Genomic DNA, 24,924 nt, shown 5'->3' on the forward strand with positions numbered 1-24,924 from the left:
AAAGAAAAGAAGGAGTCTATTATGGAAAAAGAGAAGCTGCTGCAAGTGACTGTGGACGGAACACAATATGCGTACCCCTTTGGAACGCCGTATCGAAAGATCGCCGCTGATTTTCAGAAAGAGTATCCTCACGACATCCTGCTAGTCAACCGGGAGGGGAAGCTCTGTGAGCTGCACAAAACGCTGGACCGGGACTGTACGCTGAAAATGGTGACAGCGGCGGAGAAGCCGGGCCGCCAGACCTATGAGCGCAGCGCGGTATTTCTGATGCTGAAGGCCTTCTACGACGTAGCGGGCCGTGAGAATGTGGAGCGCATCACCGTGGAGTATTCCATCAGCAATGCCCTGTTCATCCGTGCCAAGGGGAACTTCCATCTGGACCGGGATCTGCTGCGGCGGGTGGAGGAGAGAATGAAGACCCTTTCGGCGCAGGCGGTGCCCATCCGGAAAAGCTCCGTTAATACCGACGATGCCGTGGAGCTGTTCCAAAAGACCCAGATGCGCGACAAGGCAAGGCTCTTGAGCTTCCGCATCAATTCCCATGTCAATATCTACACCCTGGAGGACTTTTCCGATTATTTTTACGGTTATATGGTTCCGGACACCGGCTACATCAAATGCTTTGGCCTGGAACTGTTTGAGGACGGCTTTGTCCTGCGTCTTCCGGATCAAAAGGCGCCGGACCGGCTGGGGGTGTTTGAGCCTTCCATCAAGGTGTTCCGGGAGCTTCACGACGCCACACGGCGGTCCGAGGCGCTGCATATCACCAATGTTGGTGAAATGAATGATGTTATTTCGGAGGGGAAGGCCACCCAGATGATTTTGGCCCACGAGGCCATGATGGAAAAGAAGATCGGCGACATCGCCCAGGAGATCGCCAGCCGCAAGGGCGTCCGCTTCGTCATGATCGCGGGGCCGTCCTCCTCCGGAAAGACCACCTTTTCCCACCGCCTGTCCACGCAGCTGCTGGCCTGCGGCATGCAGCCCCACGCCATTGCCACGGACAACTATTTTAAAAACAGGTCGGAGACCCCCAGGGACGAAAACGGCCAGTATGACTTTGAAAGCCTGGGCGCTATGGACATCGAGCAATTCAACGGCGACATGACCCGGCTTTTGAAGGGAGAGACTGTGGAGATCCCCCAGTTCAACTTCAAAAAAGGCGTGCGGGAATATAACGGCGACTATCTGACCCTTGGAGAGCAGGACGTGTTGGTCATTGAGGGAATCCACTGCTTGAACGACCAGTTCTCCTATTCACTTCCCAAGGAGAGCAAGTACAAAATTTACATCAGCTGTCTGACTACACTGAATATTGATGACCATAACAGGATCCCCACCACAGACGCCCGGCTCCTGCGGCGTATTGAGCGGGATGCCCGGACTCGAGGATACAGCGCGAGAGCCACGATCCAGATGTGGCCCTCTGTCCGGAAAGGGGAGGAAAACAACATCTTCCCCTATCAGGATAGTGCGGACATGATCTTCAACTCCGCGCTTATTTACGAGACAGCCCTTTTAAAGCCCTATGTGGAGCCGCTGCTCTTCGGCGTCCCCAGGGACTGCGAGGAATATCTGGAAGCCAAGCGCCTGCTGAAGTTCTTGAACTATTTCCTGCCGCTTCCGGCGGACGACGTGCCAAAGACTTCCTTGATGCGGGAGTTTATCGGCGGAGGCTGCTATAAAACGTAAATCCGTAAAAAAGAATCCGCGTGAGCTGCGGAAGGAATGCGGCCCACGCGGATTTTTTTCAAAAAAGTAAAAACAAAAGTGCCAAGCCCTTCGGTTTGGCACTTTTGGTACGCCGTGAGGGATTCGAACCCCCGGCCTTCTGGTCCGTAGCCAGACGCTCTATCCAGCTGAGCTAACGGCGCATGTCTCACAGACAGCTTAGTTATAATAGCATGGGGTAAAAGAAAATGCAAGCTTTTTTTTAAAAATTTTTCACTTTTTTTCAGAGGCTTGTAAACGCGGCTGTTCTGTGCTAAAGTAACAAATGAGAGAAAGAGGAAAGTGGTGGGCCTTATGGAGAACAACACCTTTAAAAGCGTCGCTTTTGGCGGCTTTGCCAAGCAGGACGTGATCGACTATATTGAAAGGACAGCCCGGGAGTCTGCCGCTGCGCAGGAAAAGCTCCAGCAGGAAAACAACGAGCTGCAGGCAGCGGCGGAGTCTCTGCGCAGCCAGGTGGAGGGCCTGAAAGCCCGACTGACAGTTCTGGAGGCGGAGCACGAGCGTTTGGCGGCAGACCTTCAAAAGGAGAGTTGCCGCTTGCAAGAGCTGGAACCGTTGGAGGCGAAGTGCACCCAGATGTCCGGTGAACTGGAGCGCCTGCGTCCTGACGCGGAGGCATATGCCCAGTTCCGGGAGAAGATCGGTGCGATTGAGTGTGAGGCGCGAAAGCGGGCCGCTGATTTGGAGGCGGACACCCAGTCCAGGCTTCTCCGGACGGTTGAAACTTTCCGTACCCAGTATCAAGCGCTGATGAGCACTTTCACCGCGACTGCCTCTCATGTGACAGGAGAACTGCGGAAAGTGGAGGTCAATCTGACCCAACTGCCCCGGGCCATGGACCAGGCCGGCGCGGAGCTGAAAGAGCTTGAAAAGCTTCTGGAACGCAGCGGCGAACAGAAGGGATAGTATGCCGACAGAGGAGCCGGGCTGCCTGCCCGGCTCTCTATATTTCATCATACCCAAATGTTTGAAAACTAAAATTTTGTTTTTTTAACAAAAAGTTAGTGAGGCGTTTTGGGAAAGCGTATAGAAGCGGAATCTTCTGTTAAAAATAAAACGAAAAAAGGAACAAAAATGGGCGCAGAATACGTTTGCGAAAATATGCGCACACGTTTGCGCTTCCTTTTTACAAAAAATAAGAGCCACTTTTGTGCAAATGGAAGAAAGCAGGGGTTTATGAAAAAATACCCTTGCAGAGTGGGGGAAGGTGACCTATACTGAATGTTGTGAGCTGACCGAGCTGGGCAGGCAATTGTGCGCGTTGGAAATGTGACATTTCGTGAGGATTGTCCGTTGCTTGGCTGGCGCGGCGGTGGCATAATTAGGTAAGGACGACAAACGTGGGTTTGTATTGCAGGAGAGAAGGTGAAATCGGATGTCCCTGGAAGCAATTGAAAAAGTCACGGAAGTAGAGCTGGAAAGCAAGGAGCGCAGGGGAGCCGCGGAAGCCGAGGCGAGACAGATCGTCGCCGATGCGGAGCGGACAGGCCTTGCGCTTTTGCAGAAAGTGCGGGCGGACGCGGCGTCAGAAGGGAAGGCCCTTCTGCGTAAGGCGGAGGAGCGTGCGGCAGAACGCGCCGCCGAGATCAGCGCCAATGCTTCCCGCGAAGCTGACGGGCTGCGGCAGATGGCGGACAAGCATATGGAGGCGGCCGCGGAGTTTATTGTCGGAAGGGTTGTGAAAGACTGATATGGCCATTGTAAAAATGAAGAAACTCCGCGTCATGACCATGGCCAGCCAGCGGGATGAGCTTTTGAGAGGGCTTTTGCACTTGGGCTGTGTGGAGATCAGCGAGCCGGATGGCAAGCTGGCAGACCCGGCCTGGGCGGCCCTTTTAAAGCGGGAGAGTTCCCGGCTGGTGTCCACCCGAAACGAGATCGCGGATGTGAACACTGCCCTGGCGGCTATTAAAAAGTATGCCCAGGTCAAGGACGGAATGTTCATGCAGCGGCAGCCCGTTTCGGAAGAGGAGTTTCTGGGAAGAGGAGCTGTGGAGCAGGCCAGGACGGTGAGCCGGAGAGTCGGAGAACTGCTCCAGACGATCTCCCGCCTGCAAAGCGAGGAGAGCCGGCTGCTGGCCAGGCAGGCGTCCCTGGCGCCGTGGAAGGCGCTGGACATGCCGCTGGATGCCGAGGGGACCGCACATGTGGTCTACCGGATGGGTGTCTGTCCGGCTGGGACCGATACGGCGGCGGTCAAGGCGGAGCTGAGGGAGCTGGCCGCTGCGTTCTATGAGATCAGCAGTGACCGCCAGCAGAGCTACTGCCTGCTTATCTGTCACAAAGCGGATGAAGCGGCGGCGATGGAGATCCTGCGCCCCCGCAATTTCAGTGTCGTGACGTTCCAGGGCACTGAGGGGACCGCGGCGGAAAACCTGGACAAGCTGTCCCGTCAGTTAGCGGAAAACCATGAGGCACAAGAGCGCGCCACACAGGAGATCGTCCAGAGCGCGGAGGCCAAAGACGCTCTGCGGCTTTATGCCGACCGGCTCAATGCTGACGCGGACCGGGAGACCAACACGGAGCGGCTGCTGACAGATGGGACCATCCTCTTTTTCGAGGGCTGGGCCCCGGCGGATACCATGAAGCAGGTGAGTGCCTTCCTGGACCGGCTGGGCTGCGCCTGGGAGTCTGAGGACCCCACGGAGGAGGAATATCCCCAGGTGCCGGTGAAGCTGAAAAACAACATTTTCAGCCGCTGCATGAACGTGGTGACGGAGATGTACTCCCTGCCCGCCTACAACAGCGTGGACCCCAACCCGCTGATGGCGCCGTTTTTCATCTTGTTCTTCGGCATCATGATGGCGGACATGGCGTATGGCATTTTGATGGTCCTGGGTGCGTTGTTCGTGCTGAAAAAGAGCAAGCCCCGGGAAGGGACCCGCAACTTTATGGAGCTGGTGTTCTGGTGCGGCATCAGCACGTTTATCGTCGGCGCCATGACCGGCGGTTTCTTCGGAGATTTTATCCCGCAGATCCTGAAAGTCATCAACCCCAACAGCACCTTTGAAATGCCGGCGCTCTTTACGCCGCTGAACGACACGGTGGCCATCATGCTGGGCTCTTTGGTGCTGGGCGTGATCCAGGTGTTCACCGGCATGGGCGTCAGCGTTGTGAAGAAGTTCCGCAGGGGCCAGTATATCGATGCCCTGTTCGACGAGTTCACCTGGTGGATCATTCTGGGCGGCACCGTGCTGGCGATCTTTGGCATCGGCACGGTGAAGGGCGTCCCTGTGGTGCTGGTGATCGGCATTTTGATGCTGGTGTTCGGCGGCACCCGGGAGGCCAAGGGCTTCGGCAAGGTGACCAAGCTGGTGGGCCTGGTTTATAACGGCGTCACCGGCTATTTCAGCGATATTTTGTCCTATGTCCGCCTCATGGCCCTGATGCTGTCCGGCAGCGTGATCGCCCAGGTGTTCAACACCTTGGCGGCCACCTTCGGCAACGTGATCTTGTTTATCATCATTTCCATGATCGGCAACGCACTGAACCTGGCGCTGAACCTGCTGGGCTGCTATGTCCACGACCTGCGCCTGCAGTGCCTGGAATTTTTCAACCGTTTTTACGAGGAGGGCGGCAAGCCCTACAAGCCCCTGGCAATTCAAACAAAATATGTAGATGTAATCAAGGAGGAACATTGACATGGCTGCTTTTTTTGAATTATTTGGTGGTACTGGTCTGGCATTCCTGGGCGCGGCTCTGGCCGTCGGCCTGTGCTGCATTGGCTCCGCGAAGGGCACCGGCATGGTGGGTGAAGCCGCTACCGGCGTCATCAGCATGGCTCCCGAAAACTTCTCCAAGTGCCTGATCCTGCAGGTGCTGCCCGGCACCCAGGGCCTGTACGGCATGGTGGCATGGTTCTTCGTGCTGCTGACCATGGGCGTGTTCGGCGGCAGCGGTATGGTGAGTCTGACTGTTTCCCAGGGCCTGACCATTTTCGTCTCCTGCCTGCCCATCGCGCTGGGCGGCTGGCTGTCCGCCATTTTCCAGGGCCGCGTGGCTGCCGCTTCCATCAACATCGTCGCCAAGCGTCCCGACGAGGCCACCAAGGGCATCATCCTGTGCGGTATCGTGGAGTTCTATGCCATTTTGTCTCTGCTGGCCACCATCCTGCTGCTGATGAACGCCCTGTGATGCACTTACCACATCAGAAAGGTGGTAGTACAAAATCATGAACGGAATCGAAAAAATCACCCAGCGCATCGAGACAGATACACAGGCGGAGATCGACCGCATCCTGGGCGACGCCCGGGCGGAGGCCGATGACATCACCGGCCGCTATCAGGCCCAGGCGAATAACGAAGCCGCCGAGCTGGCGGCCAAAAACCAGAAGGCCGCCGCGGAGCGGGAGGAGCGTCTGGTAAGCACAGCCCAGATGGAAGCCCGGAAGGTGGGCCTGGCCGCCAAACAGGAAATGGTGGAAAAGGCCTATGCCCTGGCGCTGGAGAAGCTGTGCTCCATGCCGGATGAGAAGTATGTCCAGACCGTGGCGGACCTGCTGGTCCAGGCGGCACCCAACGGCCGCGGCGCCGTGATCTTTGCTCCAGCGGAGCGGGAGCGCATTGGCGAGGCCGCTGTCCGTGCCGCCAACGAAAAGTTGCACGGCGGCAAGCTGACTCTGGCGGAGGAGACCCGTCCCTTGAAGGGCGGCTTCATCCTCTCTGACGGCAAGGTGGAAGTCAATTGTTCGTTTGATACCCTGGTCCGCCTGCAGAAGGCGGAGACAGCGGGAGCGGCGGCGAAAAAACTGTTCCCGGAGATCTGACAAGGAGGAAGTGTCTTGCGGAATAAGATCAAAGACACCGATTACCTGGCGATCTCCGCCCGCATCAAGGCCATGGAGACCGGCCTTCTGACCCGGGAGCGCATGGAGCAGGTCCTGGAGGCCCGCACGGATGAGGAGGCCTTGAAGCTCCTGCAGGAGAGCGGCTATCCCGAGCTCCACGCCACGGACCCGGAATCTCTGGACGCGGCGCTGTCCGCTTCCCGGGAGGAGACCCTTGCCGATCTGGCGGACAGTGTGCCGGATCCCAGGTATATCGATATTTTTAAGCTGAAGTATGATTATCACAATGTAAAGGCCATTTTAAAGGCCGGCGCCATGGGCGTGAGCTCTGACCATATGCTGATGGACATGGGCCGTGTTTCCACGGCGGAGCTGAAAAAAGCTCTCCAGAGCGGCGAGCTGGAAAACCTGCCGCCCATGGTGGCTTCCGCGGCGGCGGAGGCCCGGGAGGTGCTGGAGACCACCCGTGACCCCCAGCTCAGCGACATCGTTCTGGACCGCTGGTGCTACAAGGACATGGACGCCGTGGCGGAGACTACCGGAAGCGCGTTCCTGCACGGCTATGTAAAGGCCCAGATCGACGCGGCTAACCTGCGCTCCCTGGTCCGCACCATCCGCATGGGGAAAAATGAGACCTTCCTGGCCGGTATCCTCTTTGCGGGCGGCGATGTGGCGGAGGATGCCATTTTGAAGGTCAGCGCCGCAAAGGGAAGCGGGATGAAGGAGCTGTACCAGTCTACCCGGTTCCACGCGGCGGCGGAGGCCGGCGCCGAGGCGCTGGGCGGCGGTCCCTTGACGGAGTTTGAAAAGCTCTGTGACGATGCCGTGGGCGATTATCTGGCGGGGGCACAGTTCGTGCCCTTCGGCGAGGCGCCTTTGGTGGGTTATCTTGCTGCCAGAGAGACGGAGTACACCAATCTGCGCATCCTCCTCATCGGACGCAGCACCGGCTTGCCGGCGGATGTGATCCGCTCCCGGCTGCGGGCCAGTTATGTGTAAGGCGGGAGGTTGAGTATGGCTACAACGTATCGTATCGCTGTTATCGGCGATTGGGAGTCTGTCATGGGCTTTCGCGCTCTGGGGTTGGACACCTATCCAGTCACATCCGTGGACGAGGCCAGAGAAAAGGTGAAGGAGCTGGCCAAGACCGACTGCGCGGTGATCTATCTCACTGAGCAGCTGGCCAAGGACATGGACGACGTGATCTCCCGCTACAAAGACGAGCTGCGGCCCGCCATCATACTGATCCCGGGCCGGGAAGGCTCTTTGGGCATCGGTAAGAGCAACATCCAGCGGGCCATTGAACGCGCGGTGGGCGCGGACATTCTCTGAGCTGAAAGAAGGTTATAGATTTGAGCGGTAAAGTTGTTAAAGTTTCCGGACCGCTGGTGGTGGCTACGGGTTTGTCGGACGCCAACATGTCCGACGTGGTCCGCGTCGGCCCCCAGCGTCTGATCGGCGAGATCCTGACCATGAAGGGCGACACCGCCTCCATTCAGGTCTATGAGGAGACCTCTGGCCTGGGTCCCGGCGCTGAGGTGGAGACCACCGGCGCACCCATGAGCGTGGAGCTGGGCCCCGGTATGATCGAGGGCATTTACGACGGCATCCAGCGCCCTCTGGAGAAGATCGTGGAGAAGGTGGGCGCCTGCATCACCCGCGGCGTGGAAGTTCCCGCCCTGGACCGTGAGAAAAAGTGGGAGTTTACTCCTACCGTCAAGGTCGGAGACAAGGTCATCGGCGGCGACGTCATCGGCACAGTGCCCGAAACCTCCGTGGTGCTCCACAAGATCATGGTGCCCCCCAAAATGAGCGGCACCATCACTGACATTAAGAGTGGCTCCTTCAACGTGACGGAGACCATCGCCACGCTGAAAACGGATGACGGCAGGGAAGTGCCCCTGACCATGACCCAGAAGTGGCCTGTCCGTGTTGGCCGTCCTTACAGCCACAAGTATCCCCCCAAGCGGCCTCTGTGCTCCGGCCAGCGGATCATCGACACCCTGTTCCCCATCGCCAAGGGCGGTACTGCCGCCGTGCCCGGTCCCTTCGGTTCCGGCAAGACCGTGGTGCAGCACCAGTTGGCCAAGTGGTCCGACGTGGACATCGTGGTCTACATCGGCTGCGGTGAGCGCGGCAACGAGATGACCGACGTTCTGCGGGAGTTCCCCGAGCTGAAAGACCCCCGCACCGGCGAATCGCTGATGAAGCGGACCGTGCTGATCGCCAACACCTCTGATATGCCTGTGGCCGCCCGTGAGGCGTCTGTGTATACCGGCATCACCATCGCCGAGTACTTCCGTGATATGGGCTACGATGTAGCCGTTATTGCTGACTCCACCTCCCGCTGGGCCGAGGCTCTGCGTGAGATGTCCGGCCGTCTGGAAGAGATGCCCGGCGAAGAGGGCTATCCCGCGTACCTTGCTTCCCGCTTGGCACAGTTCTACGAGCGTGCCGGCAGCGTGGAATGCATTGGCTCCGATGAGCGCCGGGGCAGCCTAACGGCAGTCGGCGCCGTGTCCCCTCCGGGCGGCGACTTGTCTGAGCCCGTGTCCCAGGCCACCATGCGTATCGTGAAGGTGTTCTGGGCCCTGGACGCCTCTTTGGCTTACAAGCGTCATTTCCCGGCCATCAACTGGCTGAATTCCTACTCTTTGTATCTGGACACCTTGAAGCCCTGGTTTGACGAGAACTTTGGTGTGGAATTTATGCTCAACCGCGGCAAGGCCATGAGCATTCTGCAAAACGAGTCCAGTCTCAACGAGATCGTCCAGCTGGTGGGCAAGGACGCTCTGTCTCCCGGCGACCAGCTGACGCTGGAAGTGGCCCGCATGGTCCGTGAGGATTTCCTGCAGCAAAACGCCTTCCTGGACATCGACAGCTATTCCAGTTACGACCGTCAGGAGAAGATGCTGGCCATGATCCTGCGCTATGAGTCCCTGTGCCGCGCTGCTATTGCCCAGGGGGCGCCTGTCATGAAGCTGTTTGAGATCCCCGCCCGCGAGAAGATCGGCCGTGCCAAGAGCGTGCCTGTGGAGGAGTATCCCCAGGAGTATGCCCGCATCGAGCGCGAGATGGAGCAGGAGATCGAGGAGATCGCCGCTCAGGGAGGTGAGAACTGATGATTCGTGAATATAAGACCGTAGAAGAGATCGTCAGCCCCTTGATGATGGTCCGCATGGTGGAGAACGTCACCTATGATGAGCTGGTGGAGGTGGAGCTGCACGACGGCTCTATCCGCCGCGGCAAGGTGCTGGAGGTCAACGGCGATACTGCCGTGGTCCAGCTGTTCGAATCCGCTGCCGGCATCAACCTGGCGGACGCTAAGGTCCGCTTCCTGGGCCATCCCCTGCAGCTGGGCGTATCCAGTGATATGCTGGGCCGCGTGTTCAACGGCATGGGCCAGCCCATTGACGGCGGCCCCGACATTTTGCCGGAGGAGTACCGGGACATCAACGGCCTGCCCATGAACCCCGCCGCCCGTGACTACCCAAACGAGTTTATCCAGACGGGCGTTTCCACCATTGACGGCTTGAATACCCTGGTCCGCGGCCAGAAGCTGCCTATTTTCTCCGGCTCCGGCCTGCCTCACGCCAATCTGGCCGCCCAGATCGCCCGTCAGGCCAAGGTGCTGGGAGACGAGTCCTCCAACTTCGCCGTGGTGTTTGCCGCCATCGGCATCACTTTCGAGGAGTCCGAATTCTTCGTCAGCGAATTCCGCCGCACCGGCGCTATCGACCGTACTGTCCTGTTCTCCAACCTGGCCAATGACCCGGCTGTTGAACGTATCTCCACTCCCCGCATGGCCTTGACCGCCGCCGAATATCTGGCCTTTGAAAAGGGTATGCATGTGCTGGTCATTATGACCGATATCACCAACTACGCGGAGGCTCTGCGCGAGGTCTCCGCCGCCAAGAAAGAGGTCCCGGGCCGCCGCGGCTTCCCCGGCTACCTGTATACGGACCTTGCCACGCTGTACGAGCGTGCCGGCCGCCGGTTGGGCAACCCCGGCTCCATCACCCTTATTCCCATTCTGACTATGCCCGAGGATGATAAGACCCATCCCATTCCCGACTTGACCGGCTATATTACCGAGGGTCAGATCATCCTAAGCCGTGCCTTGTACCGCCAGGGCATCCATCCCCCTGTGGATGTGCTGCCCAGTCTGAGCCGACTGAAGGATAAGGGCATTGGCGAGGGCAAGACCCGTGAGGACCACGCCAACACCATGAACCAGCTCTTCGCCGCCTACGCCACCGGCAAGGATAACAAGGAGCTGATGTCCATCCTGGGCGAGGCCGCCTTGACCCCCACGGACCTGCTGTATGCCAAGTTCGCCGACGAGTTTGAAAAGCGCTATGTGAACCAGGGCTACGAGGAGAACCGTTCCATCGAGGAGACGCTGAACCTGGGCTGGGAACTTTTGAGCATCCTGCCGAAGAGCGAGCTGAAACGTATCAAACCCGAGTATATTGAGAAGTACTGGCCGAAGAAAGACCAGGAATAAAGGAGGGGGCGACCAATGGCAAATATCACGGTAAACCCCACCCGTATGGAGCTGACCCGTTTGAAAGGCAAGCTGCGCACCGCTCAGCGGGGCCATAAGCTGCTGAAAGATAAGCGGGACGAGCTTATGAAGCAGTTCCTGGACACGGTTCGGGAGGTCCGCTCTCTTCGTGCTGAGGTAGAGGAGGAGCTGATGACGGTGCACAAGTCTTTTACCGTTGCCTCCGCCCTCATGTCCTCGGAAGCGTTGGAGCAGGCACTGCTGTATCCTAAGCAGAGCGTGGAGCTGACACAGACCAGCCAGAATATCATGTCCGTCAACGTGCCGGTCTATCACTTCCAGACCAAGACAAAGTCAGACGCGGACATCTATCCCTACGGCTTTGCCGCTACCTCCGGTGAGCTGGATACGGCGGTGGACGCCCTGGGCAAGGTGTTCCAGAAGATGCTGAAGCTGGCTCAGATCGAAAAATCCGCTCAGCTTATGGCGGAGGAGATCGAAAAGACCCGCCGCCGTGTCAACGCACTGGAATACGTCATGATCCCCAACACCCAGGAGGCCATTCGTTATATCACCATGAAGCTGGATGAGAACGACCGTTCCACCACCACTCGCCTCATGAAGGTGAAGGATATGCTGTTGGCCCAGGCGATTGAGGAGAAGCGGGAGCGGGATGCAAAACTGCTGGAAGCGTATAATGAGTCCAGTGAAGCGCCGCAGCAGGTGTAAAGCTAATTCACTTTATTGAAAAACAGTACTGCCGATTTTTCGGCAGTACTGTTTTTTTGCCAGGGCTTGTGCGTTTGGGGTTGACAGCTTCATTTCGTAGATGTAGTATAAATATGAAAAATATGAATTAACATACTTTTGGGAGGAGCACATGATGAAGCAGACAAAGGGGAAGTTCGCTGGTACAGTCCGTGTGGGAGAGAGGGGACAAATCGTGATCCCGAAAGGGGTGCGGGACCTGTTTGACATTCACCCGGGTGATACGCTGTTGGTATTGGCTGATGTAAAGCAGGGGATCGCCATTACCAAGGACGATGTCCTGTTCCGCCAGTTTGACGAGATCCTCTCAAAGGAGGAGCCGACATGAACCGCATTGCCTTTTTCTCCATTCCCGCCTGGGGACATACCAATCCCACGGTGGAGGTCGTGCGCCAGTTGACGGCGCAGGGCCATCAAGTGCGCTATTATTCGTTTGCAGCTTTCCGGGAGAAGCTGGAGGCCGCCGGGGCGGAAGTGATCTGCTGCGACGGTGCCATACCGCCCGCACCCAAAAACCTGGATAAAAAGTTGGGCCGCGATTTCGCAGCACTGGTGGAGATGGCCGCGGATACCACCCTGGCACTGGAGGAGCAGGTCTGCCGGGAACTGGAGGATTTTCGGCCGGATGTCATCGTGTCGGACTCAGTTTGCTTTTGGGGAAAGCTGTTTGCCGGAAAGCTGGGCATTCCTTATGTATGCTCTACCACCACATTTGCCTTCAACCAATACTCGGCCCGTCTGATGAAGCCCAGGGCAGGGGAGATGCTGTGGTCTTTGCTGGGGATTCCTCGAATCAGCCGAAAAATGGCCCTGCTGCGACAGCACGGATACCAGGTGGAAAAGGTCACAGACCTGCTGCAGAACGACAACGAGACCAATACCATTGTCTACACCTCCCGGGCCTTTCAGCCCATGGCTGAAACCTTTTCAGAGCGGTACGTTTTCGTAGGGCCATCCTTGCCGGAACGGAACGAACCGCTGCCGCGCAAGACCCGGCCTCTGGTGTATGTGTCTCTGGGAACGGTCATGCACGACCGAAAACAATTTTGCAGAAATTGTGTGACTGCGCTGAAAGATATGGATGTGGATGCCGTGCTGTCGGTAGGGACGGCCGAAAATTTGTCTGCATTGGGGACGCTGCCGCAATCCATTCAAGCGGCGGAGCGGGTGGACCAATTGTCCGTGCTGCGCCGGGCGGATGTGTTTTTGACTCATTGCGGTATGAACAGCGCCAGCGAGGCCATTTGGTACGGTGTTCCCACAGTGCTGGACCCGCAGCAGAGCGAGGAGACGGCAGTAGCGGACCGTATGGAGGAGTTGGGGATGGGTTTGCGGCTGCCGTCGGAAAATCCAAAGGACATTGAGGAGGCCCTGCAAAAAGTGCTGTCTGACGCCTCCTTCCGGCAGGAAACAAGGCGGATCGCCCAGAGCTTTCGTGCTGCGGGCGGCGCGCCGAAAGCGGCGGAATGGATTCTTTCCTGCTGTAAATCTTTCCTGCTGTAAACAATAAGAAGCATCCATTTTCCATTTTGGGAAACGGATGCTTCTTTTGATGTAATGCTTCTTTACAGCAGCGTAATACCGGCTTTTTCACAGCCTTCAACTGTTTCCCTATCCCACAGGCTTGCCTGGACCTCGCCAATGTGGCAGGTGCCTAACAGAAGCATGCAAAGGCGGGATTGGCCGATGCCGCCGCCGATGGACTGGGGCAGTTGGCCATTCAGCAGCATCTGGTGGAAGGGCAGCTTGCGGCGGTAGTCGCAGTTGGCTTCCGTCAGCTGGCGGTCCAATGCGGCAGCGTCCACACGGATACCCATGGAAGAAAGCTCAAAGCTGCGTTCCAGAACAGGGTTCCACATGAGAATGTCACCGTTGAGGTTCCAGTCGTCATAGTCGGGGGCGCGGCCGTCATGCTTCTGACCGGAGTGGAGGGTTTTACCGATCTGCATGAGGAACACCGTGCGGTATTGGCGGCAGATCTCGGTTTCCCGCTCATTGGGCGTCAAATCGGGATAACGGTCCTCCAGCTCCTGGGTGGTGATAAAATATATCTCCCGCTCCGGCTTGAAGGTCAAGGCTGGGTAGGCGTTGCGCAGCGCGGCGGAGGTGTCGCAGATGGCACCCACAATGTCCCGGACCGTATCCTTGAGATATTGCATGTTCCGGTTCTTCACATCGATGTGCTTTTCCCAGTCCCACTGGTCCACATAAATGGAGTGGAGGTTATCCACCTCCTCATCCCGGCGGATGGCGTTCATATCGGTGTAAAGACCAGTGCCGACCTTGAATTCGTAGCGCTTCAGAGCCAGCCGCTTCCACTTGGCCAGAGAGTGGACCACTTGACCGTCGGTTCCCACATCGGGAATGTCAAAGGTCACAGGCCGCTCCACGCCATTGAGATCATCGTTAAGGCCGGTGCCACCGTCTACGAACAGGGGAGCGGAGACCCGGTGCAGGTTTAAGCGGACAGACAGGCTGTGCTGAAATTCCTCGTGGATGAGCTCAATGGCCCGCTGCAGCTCGTTGTTGGTCAGCGGCATCCGGTAGCCGGCAGGAATAAAGAGTTTGCTCATATCGATACAGTCCTTTTTATCTGAATTTCAAAATTACATCACCAGAGAAAGAAGAAGCGGAGTCACATAGGCCTCCATAACAGCGGCAACCGCCAAAAGGGGGATCACCACCAACAGCAGCAGCCAGCTCAGAAGCGTCACGCAATCCCACAGGGGGAGTGCCGTCTCATCATGGCGGCAGCGGCGAGTCAACTGGCCGCAGACATACAGGCCCATGGCAAAGGAGAGCACCAGGGCCGGAAGCTCAAAAATGCCGTGGGGGAGAATGCCCAGAAAAAAGGCCAGAGCCGAGGTATCCGCTGTCAAGCAATAAGCAGCCAGAACACCAATGACCATGGCGTTGGCGCCCAGGGCCAGGGCGGACAGCTGCACATAAGGCAGAAGGCCGTATACCATTGTGACGGAGCAGGCCCGCACGTTGTTGGAGAACAGTGCCAGCGCGGAAAAAGCGCCGTTTTCATCTGTTACGTCCAACCCGCCGAACAGGGGCAGTACCTGGCCTGCCAACAGCTCCCGCAGAGAGGGAACGGCCATGCAGGCACCGAAGAAGATCACGATCAGCACAAAAAAGGCGATGGCGGAGCGCTTGACCTCCTGACCGTAGCCTTTGTGCCAATGGTCGGCCAGAATTCGAAACTGTCGTTCCAGCTGGCTCATTGTTTCAGCATATCCAGACCAAAGCGCAGGCGGCGCAGGGTCTCATCCTTTCCGAGAATGTGGCACAGCTCCACAGCACCGCCGGGCGTCACCAGCTTGCCTGCCACGGCAATGCGGACAGGCCACATGAGGGTGGCGTTTTTCACACCAAGAGACGCGGCTAAGTCAATGAGCGTGTCATGGACGGCATCTGCGGTCCAGACGGAAATGCCCTCCAGCGCGGGGATGACGGCCTCCAGCATGGCGGCGGAGACGGAGGAATCGGTCTTGGACTTTTTGTTGGTGTAAAAGTCCACGCTGTATGCCGGCAGGGCATCGAAGAAGTCCACCTTCTCGGGAATGTCCGTCAGTCTCTCGCAGCGGGCCTGCAGCAAAGCGGCCACAGCGGCGGTATCAATGGCGGGATTTTTCACGCTCTGGCGGATGTAGGGCTCCGCCACCCGTGCAAACTCCTCCGCCGGCAGGGCGCGAAGGTAGAGGGCGTTAAAGTGGTCCAGCTTCACGATGTCGAAGATGGCGGGGGACTTGGAGATACCGGCAATGTCGAAAGCGTCCACCAGCTCCTCCAGAGAGAAGATCTCCTGCTCACTGCGCTCTCCCTTGGGTGCCCAACCCAGCAACGCCACATAGTTCAAAACAGCGGGGGTCAGATATCCCTTAGCGATCAAATCCTCATAGGAGGGGTCGCCGTGGCGCTTGCTCATCTTGTTGTGCTGGTCCCGCATAACAGGAGAGCAATGAACGTAGGTGGGGATGTCCCAGCCAAAGGCCTCGTACAGCAGGTTATACTTGGGAGCGGAGGAGAGGTATTCACTGCCTCGGACCACGTGGGTGATGCCCATCAGATGGTCATCCACCACATTGGCAAAGTTATAAGTGGGCAGGCCGTCCCGCTTCAGCAGCACCTGGTCGTCCAGAGTTTTGTTCTCCACGGTGATGTCGCCGAAAGATACGTCGTGGAAGGTGGTGGTGCCCTCGTGAGGAATACGCTGACGGATGACGTAAGGCTTTCCGGCAGCCAGATTGGCAGCCACTTCCTCGGCGCTGAGATCACGGCAGGGATCGTCGGCGCGGTCAAAGTTTCCGGAATCCTCCTCCGACTCGGCTTTTTCGCAGAAGCAGTAGTAGGCGGCGCCCTTTTCCACCAGCAGCTGGGCGTAGGGCAGATACAGGTCGCGGCGCTGGGACTGGATATAGGGTCCTACGGGACCGCCTACATCGGGACCCTCGTCGTGGTCCAGACCGCATTCGGCCATGGTGCGGTAGATAACGTCCGTGGCGCCCTCCACCAGACGGCCCTGGTCCGTGTCCTCAATGCGGAGGATGAAGGTGCCGTGATTGTGGCGGGCGATGAGCCAGGTATACAGGGCAGTGCGGAGATTGCCAACGTGCATATAGCCGGTGGGGGAGGGGGCAAACCGTGTGCGGACCTTCCCCTTGGGAATACGAGCTTCCATCTCGTCGAAAAATTTCATATCAAGCGCCATGAATGTACCTCCATGCCAGTAATTTACACAAAATAACACCCTATATTATCGCTTTTTCCACGGGAGTTGTCAAGGTTGGATTGCTCGCGGCCCAAGAGAAAAACCACGCCGCGTCTGCGGCGTGGTCATTCAATTCAAGGCGCTGCCAGAACGGTCCCGTCCGGCAGAGTGAACTCCGCTGTAAATGCCGGGGCTAAGTCAATAGAGGTCTCCCACATGCGGTAAACAGTATCGCCTCCGCTGAGCTTTTCCGCGGCCACCAGCAGACCTGTGTCCACGCTGACCCAGTAGCGGAGGGAATAACCCGCCTCGTCGGCGACGGTCTCTACATAGATGCAGTTGACCTGGTCAGCGATAGTACGGTAATCCGCGGCGGCAATGGACTCCACCGGAAGCAGCAGAACATCTTCATAGGTGGGAATGGACTGCTCAATATCGGCGGTAATCGTACCGGCAGAGGTACGGAGTATCTCCTGGGCGTTATTGTACCAAATATATGTAGTTTCCCCATCGGTCAGAACATGCCGCTGGCGGCCATCCGTGAGCTGCCGATCCAACCGGGTCCAGGGAGCGAGCACGGACGCCGTGGTCGTTGCGGTACCGCTTCCGCCGCTCCAAAACTGCTGGACCGCGACGGTCCGGCGGTAGCGCTCCGGTCTTGTCAACGTTTCAACAGCGGTCTGAACGGTGTTAGGAGCCACTGACACCACAGACAAAGCGCCTGTGGTGTCGCTTGGAAAACCGGGCGACTGCTCCGGCTGCTGGGATTCCTGGGGGAGGACCACATGGACGGTGCGCCGAAAGCTGCCGGAGAGCATGAAAGCCACCACCAGGACCAGAAGCGTCAGAAAGACCGCTGTGATGCGATTAAGCGTTCGCCTGTCCATAGGTCCCTCCTTTCCGCTGGGAGGCAGATCAAGCGTTGAGATCCGCAGGCTTTTCGCCTCGCCCGAAATGCCATAAAATCGCTTCGGCGATGCGTTTGCAGGCGTGGCCGTCACCGTAGGGATTCACGGCGTGGGCCATTTTGTGATAGGCGTTAGGGTCATGAATAAGGCGCTCCGCCATGGTGACGATGTCATCCTGCACCACACCGCAGAGCTTTACCGTACCGGCTTCCACAGCCTCGGGGCGCTCCGTCTCCCGGCGCATGACCAGAACAGGCTTGCCCAGGGCGGGCGCTTCCTCTTGAAGACCGCCGGAGTCCGTCAAAACCAGATAGGACCGAGCCATGAGATTGTGCATTTCGTCGGCGGGCAGAGGGTCAATCAAGTGAACGCGGGGAGCACCCCGCAGATATGTGTCCACCGCCTCCCGGACCACGGGGCTCAAATGGACGGGATACACCAGCTCCACATCCTCATTTTGCTCCGCGATCTGCCGCAGAGCCAACATGATGTTTTTCATGGGCTCGCCGTAATTTTCCCGCCGGTGGCAGGTAACAAGGATGATCTTCTTCTCTCCGTAAGGCAGATGGTTCAATTCCTCTGTCGTGAAGGTGTAGTCCTCCCGAACGGTTGTTTTCAAAGCGTCAATGACGGTATTGCCGGTAACGAACAGGCCGCTGGTAATACCTTCTTTTAAAAGGTTGTTTTTGTTGTTGACAGTAGGGCAGAAGTACAGGTCCGCGATGGCGGACACCAGCTTGCGGTTCATCTCCTCCGGGAAGGGGGAGTACTTGTCATACGTCCGCAAGCCGGCCTCCACGTGCCCCACGCTTACTTGATGATAAAAGGCGGACAGAGCCCCGGCGAAGGTGGTGGAGGTGTCTCCGTGGACCAGGATCATATCCGGCTTCAAGGCATCAATGGCTTCATCCATACCGATAAGGCACCGGCTGGTGATGGTGGAGAGGGTCTGCCGGGGCGTCATAATGTCCAGGTCATAATCCGGCTTCAAATCAAAGACCTCCAGCACGCTGTCCAGCATTTGACGGTGCTGGGCAGTGACGCAGCAGAGGCTTTCAATTTCCGGATGGGCTGCCAGCTCTTTCACCAGCGGGCACATTTTAATGGCCTCCGGCCGGGTGCCGAAGACGCTCATGATACGAAGCTTGTCCATATTACGCTCCCTTGTCTTTCCCGGGCTCTTCGCGGTGCCCGTGTTCTTTTAGGTCCTCCAACTCTTCGTGGAGCTCCTCTTTCAGTTCTTCCTTTACTTCTTTTGGGAAGACCACCTTGGCGGCCACCACGGCCACAATGCACAGCGCCGCGAAAAACAGCATGGCCTTTTCCTCGCCGCCGGTAGTCAGCACCACGGCGGAAAGGCCCAGAATGGCGGAGATGACGTACAGAGTGGCAACCGCCTGTTTCTGGCTCAGCCCCATGTCGATGAGCCGGTGGTGGATATGGCTGCGGTCAGCGTGCATGGGACTCTGGCCGTGAGCGATGCGGCGGATGAAAGCGAAAGCCGTGTCAAAAATAGGCAGACCCAGAATCAAGAAGGGCACCACAAAGGAGATGACGGCGTAATACTTGAACAGGCCTTGAATGGACATGGTGGCCAGAATAAAGCCCAAAAAGGTGGCGCCGGTGTCGCCCATAAACATTTTGGCGGGATTCAAATTATAGGGCATAAAGCCCACGCAGGCGCCTACCAGGGCCGCCATGACGATGGCTACCTGGGCCTCGGAGGCCAGCAGGGCAATGACCAACATGGTAGTGGCGGAGATGGCGGAAACGCCGTTGGCAAGGCCGTCCAGCCCGTCGATGAGGTTCACGGAGTTGGTGATGGCCACGATCCAGAGAATAGTGAAAGGCACGGACAGTCCGCCCAGCACCCAGTACAGGTTGTCCGAGAAAATATTGGGATTGGAAAAAGCCAGAATCGTGACGCTGTGGGTGGCGGGGATAGCCGCCGCCACGATCTGCACCACGAATTTCAGCATGGCAGGCAAGGCCATGATGTCGTCCACCACACCCAGTACCACAATGATGACGGCCCCCAGCAGAATGCTTTTCATCTCCGAGGTGATGGGTACAAACAACAAAATGCTGACCATGAAACCGATGAAAATAGCCAGGCCGCCCAGGCGGGGGATAGGGACCTTATGCATCCGGCGGCCATCCTTAGGCACATCGATGGCGCCTACTTTATAGGCGAAGGTCTTGACCACGGGGGTCATGAGAAAGCTTATCACCAGGGCTACCAGCAGAGCCAGAACCACATAGGCGATCAGCTGATTGTCAAGATTCATAGCAGCCCTCCGTCAGCGGGCCAGGAAGCCCACTTTTTTGTATACCTTGGCCACGGTGCGGTCCGCCACGCGGGAGGCCTTCTCGGCGCCGGCACGGTACACGCTCTCCAAATACGCCTTATCGGCCAGCAGGCGCTCGGTTTCCTCGCGGATGGGGCGCAGCAGCTCCACCACGGCCTCGCCCACGGCCTTTTTGAAGTCGCCGTAGCCCCGGCCGTCAAATTCCTTCTCGATTTCCTCGAAATTCCGTCCGGTGGCCACGGAGTAGATCTGCATTAGATTGGACACGCCGGGCTTGGCGGCAGGGTCAAAGCGGACGCAGGCGTCGGAGTCGGTGACGGCTTTTTTGAATTTGCGCATGATGTCCTCGGGCTTTTCCAGCATATAGACACAGCCGTTTTGGTCCTTGTCGGACTTGGACATCTTGTTCTCCGGAGAGGTCAAGCTCATGACGCGGGCGCCCACCTTGGGGATGTACGGCTCGGGGATCTTGAATACGTCTCCGTAAATGCCGTTAAAACGATTGGCAATATCCCGGCAGATCTCCACGTGCTGCTTCTGGTCGCCGCCCACGGGCACCAGGTCCGCTTGGTACAGGAGGATGTCCGCTGCCATAAGGGAGGGATAGGTGAAGAGGCCCGCGTTGATATTGTCCGCGTTTTTGGCGGACTTGTCCTTGAACTGGGTCATGCGGCTGAGCTCACCGAACATGGTATAGCAGTCCAGCACCCAGCCCAGCTGAGCATGGGCGGGCACGTGAGACTGGACGAAGAGCGTGTTCCTCTCCGGGTCCAGGCCGCTGGCAATGTAGGCGGCCACCTGGGTCAAGGTATGGCGGCGCAGGTCCGCCGGCACTTGGCGCACCGTGATGGTGTGCATGTCCGCCAGCATGTAATAGCAGTCATATTCATCGGCCAGGGCCGCCCAGTTGCGGATGGCGCCCAGGTAAGAGCCCAGGGTCAAATCGCCGGAAGGCTGAATGCCGCTTAAGATTCTCTTTTTCTGCACTTGATTCTCCATTTCAAAACACCTCAAACTCAGCGCCGCCCAACGTCAACAGGCGCGAAGCGACAATTTAACTCATATATTATACCATGGCGTTATGGAAAGTGCAATCTGTTCTTGATGGAAAGAACGCCCCTCGCGGCAGAGCGAAGGGCGTTCATAAAATCAGCAGCAGTCCCAGAGCCACCAGCAGCTCCTCGTCCGCGTCCTCCCGGAATAGAAAGAACAGCAGTACCAAAAGCAGCAGGTCCCCGGTGTCCACATGGTCCAGATGCAGCTGATCCAGCACATGCCGGAGAAAGCCGGTGAGACCGTCTGCGATCCGGCCTGCCGCTTGCGGTGGAGAAGGTGGCGGAGGCGGCCTGCGCGGTTCTTCCCGGGGTGGGTCCTGCTTCGGCGGCGGGGGAGGCGGCGTTTCCTGCCGGGGGGGCGGCTCCGGCGCATGCTTCTGCGGGGGGACCTCCTCCTGGGGAATGCGGGTGTAGGAGCCGTTGTCATTGCGGATGTAGCGGTTATACATGCCTATCCCTCCCATCCGGCAAGAAATTTTTTCCCCAGGTGGAACAGTCGGGCCAGCTGCAGCGCCCGTTCCACCTTTTCTTGCCGCTCCTCCTTGAGATAGGGCCGCAGTGCATACAGCAGTGCCCGGGCGTTGCTGTCCTGCTGGCTGCCAAGCTCTTGAATAAGGGGCAGCAGCCGGGCCATGAGCTTGGGGTCAATACCGCCGGTGAGGGAGGACAGCAGGTCCGGCGGGCTGCTTTGCTTTGCCTGCGGTGGAGGAGGAGCGGTGGGCCGCTCTTGACCGCCGGACAGAGACTGCGCCAGCTGCATGATTTGAGACATGGCATTAGGATTAGAAAGAATATTGTTAAGCTGCTCGTCAAATTCGGCCACCGCTGCCACCTGCCTTTCCCACGGGGAGATTTATTTCCGTATGGCCTTGTTGATGCGGTCCACCAGAGCTGCTCCGTCTGGGCTTTGCATCAGCTGGCTCACCATCCGCACCATGTCCGCCGGGTCTCCCCGGGCCGCGGACTGGGCGGCCTTTTGCAGAGCCGCTCCCTGGTCCTTTTGCGTCAGCATCTGCATGAGGGCCTGCCCATCCCGTGACTGCATGAGCTGCCGGAGCTGGGCGGGGTTGCTTTTGAGCTGTTCCATCAGCCGGGCTGTGTTTTCGTCCATATGGCCTCCTGAATCGCGTTGGTGGTTTCACGTTCCAAAGCAGTATATGAAGCGTCTGGAAAAAATGTGCCTGTACAAGCGTTTGTACAGGCACATGCAAATTAGGCTTTTACTTTTACGGCTTTCAGAGCTTTCGCGGCGGCACAGTCCTTTGCCAGGGGGCAGCCCTCACACTTTGGCGAGCGGGCCGTGCAGGTGTCCCGGCCAAAGAGCACCATCCGGTGGCAGAAGTTGCTGGACTCCTTGGGGGGAATGCACTGGCGCAGCTGCCGCTCCACCTGGAGCGGGTCCTTTGACCCGTCTGTGATGCCGAGGCGACCGGTGATGCGGATGCAGTGGGTGTCGCAGACATAGCCCTCCTGGCCGAAGATGTCGCCCAGGATCAAGTTGGCGGTCTTGCGGCCCACGCCGGGCAAGGCTGTCAGCTCCTCCATGGTGCCGGGGACCTTGCCGCCGTGCTTTTCCAAAAGCTGCTGGGCGCAGGCAACCAAATCCCGGGCCTTGCCATTAAAAAAGCCGCAGGAATGAATGTACTCGCCGACCTCCTTGGGGTCCGCTTCCGCGAAGCTCTCCAGAGTGGGGAAGCGTGCAAACAGGGCCGGCGTCACCTTGTTTACCCGCTCGTCGGTACATTGGGCGGAAAGCCGCACGGCAAACAGCAGCTCGTAGTCCTTTTCATATTGCAGGGAACAAAGGGCGTCGGGATAGATCTCCTTCAATGTCTCAATAATCCGCTTGATCGCGGCTTTGGATGCCATGGTCATCACCTCTGGAGACAGGATACCACAACTTTCGCCAAATGACCAGGGAAAAAACCATGGAAATCCACCGGGAACTGTGGTAATATAAAGCGGTTAGGAAGGAGGGACAGCCATGCAGCGTCCACTGGCGGATGAGATCCGTCCCAAAACTTTGAATGACGTGGTAGGCCAGCGGCATCTGCTTGCCCCCGGCGCGGTACTGCGGCGGCTCATTGAGAGCGGAACCGACGCCAACATGGTCTTTTACGGTCCCTCCGGCACCGGAAAAACCACCATCGCCAATATCATCGCGGAAAAGACCAATAAGACGCTGTACCGGCTGAACGCCACCACGGCGTCTTTGCAGGATATCAAGGACATCATTGCCGATGTGGGAACACTGCTGGCTCCCGGCGGCGTGCTGCTGTACCTGGATGAGATCCAGTACTTTAATAAAAAACAGCAGCAGAGCCTGCTGGAGTTCATGGAAAACGGCAAGCTGACTCTCATTGCCTCCACCACGGAAAATCCGTATTTTTACGTATACAGTGCTCTGCTGTCCCGCAGCACGGTCTTCGAGTTCAAAGCGGTCCCGGCGGAGGAGACGGAGCCTGCCGTTCTGCGGGCCTTGCGCATCGAGCAGGAGCGCAGCTCCCTGCCCCTTTCCTGGGAGGAGGGGGTGCCCCTTCAAATCGCCACCGCCTGCGGCGGTGATGTTCGAAAGGCCATTAACGCTGTGGAGCTGTTGTGCCGGGCAGCCCGGCCCAGGGACGGTAAACTGTGCATTACAAAGGAGGACTCCACCCAGGTGGCTCAGCGCAGCGCCATGCGCTATGACCGGGACGGTGACGCCCACTATGATATCCTGTCCGCTCTGCAAAAATCCATCCGGGGCAGCGACCCGGATGCGGCGGTCCACTATCTGGGCCGTCTATTAGAGGCAGGGGACCTGCTGTCTCCCTGCCGGCGGCTCCTTGTCATCGCGTCTGAGGATGTGGGGCTTGCGTATCCCATGGCTATGGTCATTACCAAGGCCTGCGTGGACGCGGCCGTGCAGGTAGGATTGCCGGAGGCCCGGCTCCCCCTGGCGGAGGCTGCCATTCTGCTAGCCACCGCGCCAAAATCCAACACAGCCCACAACGCCATTATTGCCGCCATGGCGGACTTGAAAAAAGGAAAAAGCGGCGACATTCCCCGGCAGCTGCAAAATGTCCACGCCGATACCACCGGTTTTGACCACCAGCAGCACTATTTGTATCCCCACGACTTCCCACACCGCTGGGTGGAGCAGCAATACCTGCCGGACGCCTTGAAGGACGTGAAATATTATGAGTGGGGCGACAATAAGACAGAGCAGGCCGCCAAGGCCTACTGGGAGAAGATCAAGGGCCGGGAGCTATGAATACCGTTTCCACCGGCTGCTTTTCGTAGTTCGGCGGTGAATAGACCCAGCGGTCCAGACAACCATCGGTGATTTGATACTGAATGGGCGGCAGGGGAACGGGGCCGGGCAGCTTTTCAATGAGCTGCAGCTTGATTTTCATTCTCTCCGGGCGGATACTTTTGATGTAGACAGACACCGACTCCCCGGGGGACAGATCCTCCCGGACATCCGCCAGACCCGATAGGTTCGGCGCCAGCTCGATAAAGCTGCCGTATTCCTTGACACTGCGGACGATGCCGCTCACCGTCTCGCCGGGACGGAACCAGCTGGCGTTTTCCAGCCAGGTGCCCAGCAGCTCCTTGTGGGTCATGGTGAAGCGGTGCTGTGACGGGTCTATGGAACGCACCACCGCCAGGATTTTTTGTCCCACCCGGAAACGGTCCTTTGGATGGGAGATGCGGGAAACGGAGATCTGCTCCATAGGCAGCATGGCGATGATACCGCAGCCGATGTCCAAAAAAGCGCCGAAAGCTGCTAAGTGTGTTACTTTGGCTGTGACCACAGCCCCCGGCCGCAGATGGGAGAAAAAGTAGGTGATGGCCTGTTCCTGGACCGCCCGGCGGGAGAGAACTGCCACCGGCGTGCCTTTTTCATCGGAATGAATCGAAGTGACTGTAAAGCATGTTTGCTTGCCGACTCTTGATAATATGGAAATGTCGCGGTCCGCACCGCTGATCCAAGGGGCGATGACCTCCTCCCGGGGCATGAAGCCTATGACCGACCCCAGGGAGATATGGAGATTTTTGTCGACATCGCACCGCTGGACAGGAGCTTCCAGAACTGTGCCTGCTTCCATGGCCTGTTGGAGAGCCGGCAGAGAAAAAACCGGCTGGGGACGCAGTCCC

The 24,924-nt window shown here is 58.1% G+C and carries 26 protein-coding genes and 1 tRNA gene; 14 read left to right on the plus strand and 13 right to left on the minus strand.

What is annotated here, in order from left to right; genetic code table 11:
• Positions 1–21: 21 nt before the first annotated feature.
• Entirely contained in the window at positions 22–1,692 is a 1,671-nt protein-coding gene (locus tag ACTQ4R_RS00550; protein ID WP_441624806.1) for a nucleoside kinase, read from the plus strand.
• Between the two features lie 105 nt (positions 1,693–1,797).
• On the opposite strand, the gene ACTQ4R_RS00555 is transcribed toward ACTQ4R_RS00550, so the two are convergent.
• A tRNA-Arg gene (locus tag ACTQ4R_RS00555) sits at positions 1,798–1,874 on the minus strand.
• Positions 1,875–2,025: 151 nt separating this feature from the next.
• Here ACTQ4R_RS00555 and ACTQ4R_RS00560 point away from each other — a divergent pair.
• The 12 genes from ACTQ4R_RS00560 (at position 2,026) to ACTQ4R_RS00615 (ending at position 13,298) form a co-directional block, all read left to right on the plus strand.
• On the plus strand, positions 2,026–2,640 hold the full coding sequence (locus ACTQ4R_RS00560; protein WP_441624808.1) for a hypothetical protein: 615 nt from the start codon (positions 2,026–2,028) through the stop codon (positions 2,638–2,640).
• Positions 2,641–3,109: 469 nt separating this feature from the next.
• Entirely contained in the window at positions 3,110–3,424 is a 315-nt protein-coding gene (locus ACTQ4R_RS00565; protein WP_441624810.1) for a hypothetical protein, read from the plus strand.
• A 1-nt stretch (position 3,425) separates the two neighbouring features.
• Positions 3,426–5,375 (plus strand): V-type ATP synthase subunit I, encoded by a 1,950-nt coding sequence (locus tag ACTQ4R_RS00570; protein WP_441624811.1) that lies wholly within the window; start codon positions 3,426–3,428, stop codon positions 5,373–5,375.
• Position 5,376: 1 nt separating this feature from the next.
• On the plus strand, positions 5,377–5,868 hold the full coding sequence (locus ACTQ4R_RS00575) for a V-type ATP synthase subunit K (RefSeq protein WP_441624813.1): 492 nt from the start codon (positions 5,377–5,379) through the stop codon (positions 5,866–5,868).
• Positions 5,869–5,905: 37 nt separating this feature from the next.
• Positions 5,906–6,499, plus strand: coding sequence for a V-type ATP synthase subunit E (locus ACTQ4R_RS00580; RefSeq protein ID WP_441624815.1), 594 nt, complete (start codon positions 5,906–5,908; stop codon positions 6,497–6,499).
• A gap of 15 nt (positions 6,500–6,514) precedes the next feature.
• The gene (locus tag ACTQ4R_RS00585) at positions 6,515–7,519 is read left to right on the plus strand and encodes a V-type ATPase subunit (RefSeq protein ID WP_441624817.1); all 1,005 of its coding nucleotides are present in this window, start codon (positions 6,515–6,517) and stop codon (positions 7,517–7,519) included.
• 15 nt (positions 7,520–7,534) lie between these two features.
• Entirely contained in the window at positions 7,535–7,852 is a 318-nt protein-coding gene (locus tag ACTQ4R_RS00590; RefSeq protein ID WP_441624819.1) for a V-type ATP synthase subunit F, read from the plus strand.
• 20 nt (positions 7,853–7,872) lie between these two features.
• On the plus strand, positions 7,873–9,642 hold the full coding sequence (locus tag ACTQ4R_RS00595; protein WP_441624821.1) for a V-type ATP synthase subunit A: 1,770 nt from the start codon (positions 7,873–7,875) through the stop codon (positions 9,640–9,642).
• Positions 9,642–11,027, plus strand: a complete 1,386-nt coding sequence (locus tag ACTQ4R_RS00600) for a V-type ATP synthase subunit B (RefSeq protein WP_441624823.1) — start codon at positions 9,642–9,644, stop codon at positions 11,025–11,027. The genes ACTQ4R_RS00595 and ACTQ4R_RS00600 overlap by 1 nt, the downstream gene beginning before the upstream one ends.
• A gap of 15 nt (positions 11,028–11,042) precedes the next feature.
• The gene (locus tag ACTQ4R_RS00605) at positions 11,043–11,756 is read left to right on the plus strand and encodes a V-type ATP synthase subunit D (protein WP_441624825.1); all 714 of its coding nucleotides are present in this window, start codon (positions 11,043–11,045) and stop codon (positions 11,754–11,756) included.
• 151 nt (positions 11,757–11,907) lie between these two features.
• Entirely contained in the window at positions 11,908–12,123 is a 216-nt protein-coding gene (locus ACTQ4R_RS00610) for an AbrB/MazE/SpoVT family DNA-binding domain-containing protein (protein WP_441624827.1), read from the plus strand.
• Complete coding sequence (locus ACTQ4R_RS00615; protein WP_441624829.1) at positions 12,120–13,298, plus strand: macrolide family glycosyltransferase; 1,179 nt, start codon at positions 12,120–12,122, stop codon at positions 13,296–13,298. The genes ACTQ4R_RS00610 and ACTQ4R_RS00615 overlap by 4 nt, the downstream gene beginning before the upstream one ends.
• A gap of 62 nt (positions 13,299–13,360) precedes the next feature.
• Here ACTQ4R_RS00615 and asnA read toward each other — a convergent pair whose 3' ends face one another.
• The 11 genes from asnA to nth all read right to left on the minus strand — a co-directional run bounded on the left by asnA (position 13,361) and on the right by nth (position 22,653).
• Positions 13,361–14,368 carry an aspartate--ammonia ligase gene (asnA, locus tag ACTQ4R_RS00620; RefSeq protein ID WP_441624831.1) on the minus strand — a complete coding sequence of 336 codons (1,008 nt, stop codon included), beginning with the start codon at positions 14,366–14,368 and terminating at the stop codon, positions 13,361–13,363.
• 33 nt (positions 14,369–14,401) lie between these two features.
• Positions 14,402–15,025 (minus strand): stage II sporulation protein M, encoded by a 624-nt coding sequence (locus tag ACTQ4R_RS00625; RefSeq protein WP_441624833.1) that lies wholly within the window; start codon positions 15,023–15,025, stop codon positions 14,402–14,404.
• Positions 15,022–16,512: a glutamate--tRNA ligase gene (gene gltX, locus ACTQ4R_RS00630; protein WP_441624834.1), complete on the minus strand. Its 1,491-nt coding sequence runs from the start codon at positions 16,510–16,512 to the stop codon at positions 15,022–15,024. Before gltX ends, ACTQ4R_RS00625 begins: the two co-directional genes overlap by 4 nt.
• 134 nt (positions 16,513–16,646) lie before the next feature.
• Positions 16,647–17,399 (minus strand): hypothetical protein, encoded by a 753-nt coding sequence (locus ACTQ4R_RS00635; protein WP_441624836.1) that lies wholly within the window; start codon positions 17,397–17,399, stop codon positions 16,647–16,649.
• A 28-nt stretch (positions 17,400–17,427) separates the two neighbouring features.
• A complete protein-coding gene (wecB, locus tag ACTQ4R_RS00640) occupies positions 17,428–18,573 on the minus strand; it encodes a non-hydrolyzing UDP-N-acetylglucosamine 2-epimerase (RefSeq protein WP_441624838.1) in 1,146 nt (381 codons plus the stop codon).
• A gap of 1 nt (position 18,574) precedes the next feature.
• Complete coding sequence (locus tag ACTQ4R_RS00645; protein WP_441624840.1) at positions 18,575–19,708, minus strand: MraY family glycosyltransferase; 1,134 nt, start codon at positions 19,706–19,708, stop codon at positions 18,575–18,577.
• Positions 19,709–19,720: 12 nt separating this feature from the next.
• Positions 19,721–20,728: a tryptophan--tRNA ligase gene (gene trpS, locus ACTQ4R_RS00650; RefSeq protein ID WP_441624842.1), complete on the minus strand. Its 1,008-nt coding sequence runs from the start codon at positions 20,726–20,728 to the stop codon at positions 19,721–19,723.
• A gap of 142 nt (positions 20,729–20,870) precedes the next feature.
• Positions 20,871–21,233 (minus strand): hypothetical protein, encoded by a 363-nt coding sequence (locus ACTQ4R_RS00655; protein WP_441624844.1) that lies wholly within the window; start codon positions 21,231–21,233, stop codon positions 20,871–20,873.
• A 2-nt stretch (positions 21,234–21,235) separates the two neighbouring features.
• Positions 21,236–21,556 carry a hypothetical protein gene (locus ACTQ4R_RS00660; protein WP_441624846.1) on the minus strand — a complete coding sequence of 107 codons (321 nt, stop codon included), beginning with the start codon at positions 21,554–21,556 and terminating at the stop codon, positions 21,236–21,238.
• An 81-nt stretch (positions 21,557–21,637) separates the two neighbouring features.
• Positions 21,638–21,895: a hypothetical protein gene (locus ACTQ4R_RS00665; protein ID WP_441624848.1), complete on the minus strand. Its 258-nt coding sequence runs from the start codon at positions 21,893–21,895 to the stop codon at positions 21,638–21,640.
• A gap of 101 nt (positions 21,896–21,996) precedes the next feature.
• Positions 21,997–22,653 carry an endonuclease III gene (gene nth, locus ACTQ4R_RS00670; RefSeq protein WP_441624850.1) on the minus strand — a complete coding sequence of 219 codons (657 nt, stop codon included), beginning with the start codon at positions 22,651–22,653 and terminating at the stop codon, positions 21,997–21,999.
• Between the two features lie 115 nt (positions 22,654–22,768).
• Here nth and ACTQ4R_RS00675 point away from each other — a divergent pair, with 115 nt between their 5' ends.
• On the plus strand, positions 22,769–24,037 hold the full coding sequence (locus ACTQ4R_RS00675) for a replication-associated recombination protein A (protein WP_441624852.1): 1,269 nt from the start codon (positions 22,769–22,771) through the stop codon (positions 24,035–24,037).
• On the opposite strand, the gene ACTQ4R_RS00680 is transcribed toward ACTQ4R_RS00675, so the two are convergent.
• Positions 24,018–24,875, minus strand: a complete 858-nt coding sequence (locus ACTQ4R_RS00680; protein ID WP_441624854.1) for a S1 RNA-binding domain-containing protein — start codon at positions 24,873–24,875, stop codon at positions 24,018–24,020. The two genes, ACTQ4R_RS00675 and ACTQ4R_RS00680, sit on opposite strands and share 20 nt — an antisense overlap.
• Between the last annotated feature and the right edge of the window lie 49 nt (positions 24,876–24,924).

It is taken from the genome of Dysosmobacter sp. Sow4_B12 (genome assembly GCF_052116665.1).
In the GTDB taxonomy this organism is placed as follows: Bacteria; Bacillota; Clostridia; order Oscillospirales; family Oscillospiraceae; genus Oscillibacter.

What these genes read in the sequence shown, in the direction of transcription:
- ACTQ4R_RS00550 (WP_441624806.1), top strand. Translation starts at nt 22, where the DNA reads ATGGAAAAAGAGAAGCTGCTGCAAGTGACTGTGGACGGAACACAATAT.
- ACTQ4R_RS00560 (WP_441624808.1), top strand. Translation starts at nt 2,026, where the DNA reads ATGGAGAACAACACCTTTAAAAGCGTCGCTTTTGGCGGCTTTGCCAAG.
- ACTQ4R_RS00565 (WP_441624810.1), top strand. Translation starts at nt 3,110, where the DNA reads ATGTCCCTGGAAGCAATTGAAAAAGTCACGGAAGTAGAGCTGGAAAGC.
- ACTQ4R_RS00570 (WP_441624811.1), top strand. Translation starts at nt 3,426, where the DNA reads ATGGCCATTGTAAAAATGAAGAAACTCCGCGTCATGACCATGGCCAGC.
- ACTQ4R_RS00575 (WP_441624813.1), top strand. Translation starts at nt 5,377, where the DNA reads ATGGCTGCTTTTTTTGAATTATTTGGTGGTACTGGTCTGGCATTCCTG.
- ACTQ4R_RS00580 (WP_441624815.1), top strand. Translation starts at nt 5,906, where the DNA reads ATGAACGGAATCGAAAAAATCACCCAGCGCATCGAGACAGATACACAG.
- ACTQ4R_RS00590 (WP_441624819.1), top strand. Translation starts at nt 7,535, where the DNA reads ATGGCTACAACGTATCGTATCGCTGTTATCGGCGATTGGGAGTCTGTC.
- ACTQ4R_RS00600 (WP_441624823.1), top strand. Translation starts at nt 9,642, where the DNA reads ATGATTCGTGAATATAAGACCGTAGAAGAGATCGTCAGCCCCTTGATG.
- ACTQ4R_RS00605 (WP_441624825.1), top strand. Translation starts at nt 11,043, where the DNA reads ATGGCAAATATCACGGTAAACCCCACCCGTATGGAGCTGACCCGTTTG.
- ACTQ4R_RS00610 (WP_441624827.1), top strand. Translation starts at nt 11,908, where the DNA reads ATGATGAAGCAGACAAAGGGGAAGTTCGCTGGTACAGTCCGTGTGGGA.
- ACTQ4R_RS00615 (WP_441624829.1), top strand. Translation starts at nt 12,120, where the DNA reads ATGAACCGCATTGCCTTTTTCTCCATTCCCGCCTGGGGACATACCAAT.
- asnA (WP_441624831.1), bottom strand. Translation starts at nt 14,368, where the DNA reads ATGAGCAAACTCTTTATTCCTGCCGGCTACCGGATGCCGCTGACCAAC.
- ACTQ4R_RS00625 (WP_441624833.1), bottom strand. Translation starts at nt 15,025, where the DNA reads ATGAGCCAGCTGGAACGACAGTTTCGAATTCTGGCCGACCATTGGCAC.
- gltX (WP_441624834.1), bottom strand. Translation starts at nt 16,512, where the DNA reads ATGGCGCTTGATATGAAATTTTTCGACGAGATGGAAGCTCGTATTCCC.
- ACTQ4R_RS00635 (WP_441624836.1), bottom strand. Translation starts at nt 17,399, where the DNA reads ATGGACAGGCGAACGCTTAATCGCATCACAGCGGTCTTTCTGACGCTT.
- wecB (WP_441624838.1), bottom strand. Translation starts at nt 18,573, where the DNA reads ATGGACAAGCTTCGTATCATGAGCGTCTTCGGCACCCGGCCGGAGGCC.
- ACTQ4R_RS00645 (WP_441624840.1), bottom strand. Translation starts at nt 19,708, where the DNA reads ATGAATCTTGACAATCAGCTGATCGCCTATGTGGTTCTGGCTCTGCTG.
- trpS (WP_441624842.1), bottom strand. Translation starts at nt 20,728, where the DNA reads ATGGAGAATCAAGTGCAGAAAAAGAGAATCTTAAGCGGCATTCAGCCT.
- ACTQ4R_RS00655 (WP_441624844.1), bottom strand. Translation starts at nt 21,233, where the DNA reads ATGTATAACCGCTACATCCGCAATGACAACGGCTCCTACACCCGCATT.
- ACTQ4R_RS00660 (WP_441624846.1), bottom strand. Translation starts at nt 21,556, where the DNA reads ATGTCTCAAATCATGCAGCTGGCGCAGTCTCTGTCCGGCGGTCAAGAG.
- ACTQ4R_RS00665 (WP_441624848.1), bottom strand. Translation starts at nt 21,895, where the DNA reads ATGGACGAAAACACAGCCCGGCTGATGGAACAGCTCAAAAGCAACCCC.
- nth (WP_441624850.1), bottom strand. Translation starts at nt 22,653, where the DNA reads ATGGCATCCAAAGCCGCGATCAAGCGGATTATTGAGACATTGAAGGAG.
- ACTQ4R_RS00675 (WP_441624852.1), top strand. Translation starts at nt 22,769, where the DNA reads ATGCAGCGTCCACTGGCGGATGAGATCCGTCCCAAAACTTTGAATGAC.
- ACTQ4R_RS00680 (WP_441624854.1), bottom strand. Translation starts at nt 24,875, where the DNA reads ATGGAAGCAGGCACAGTTCTGGAAGCTCCTGTCCAGCGGTGCGATGTC.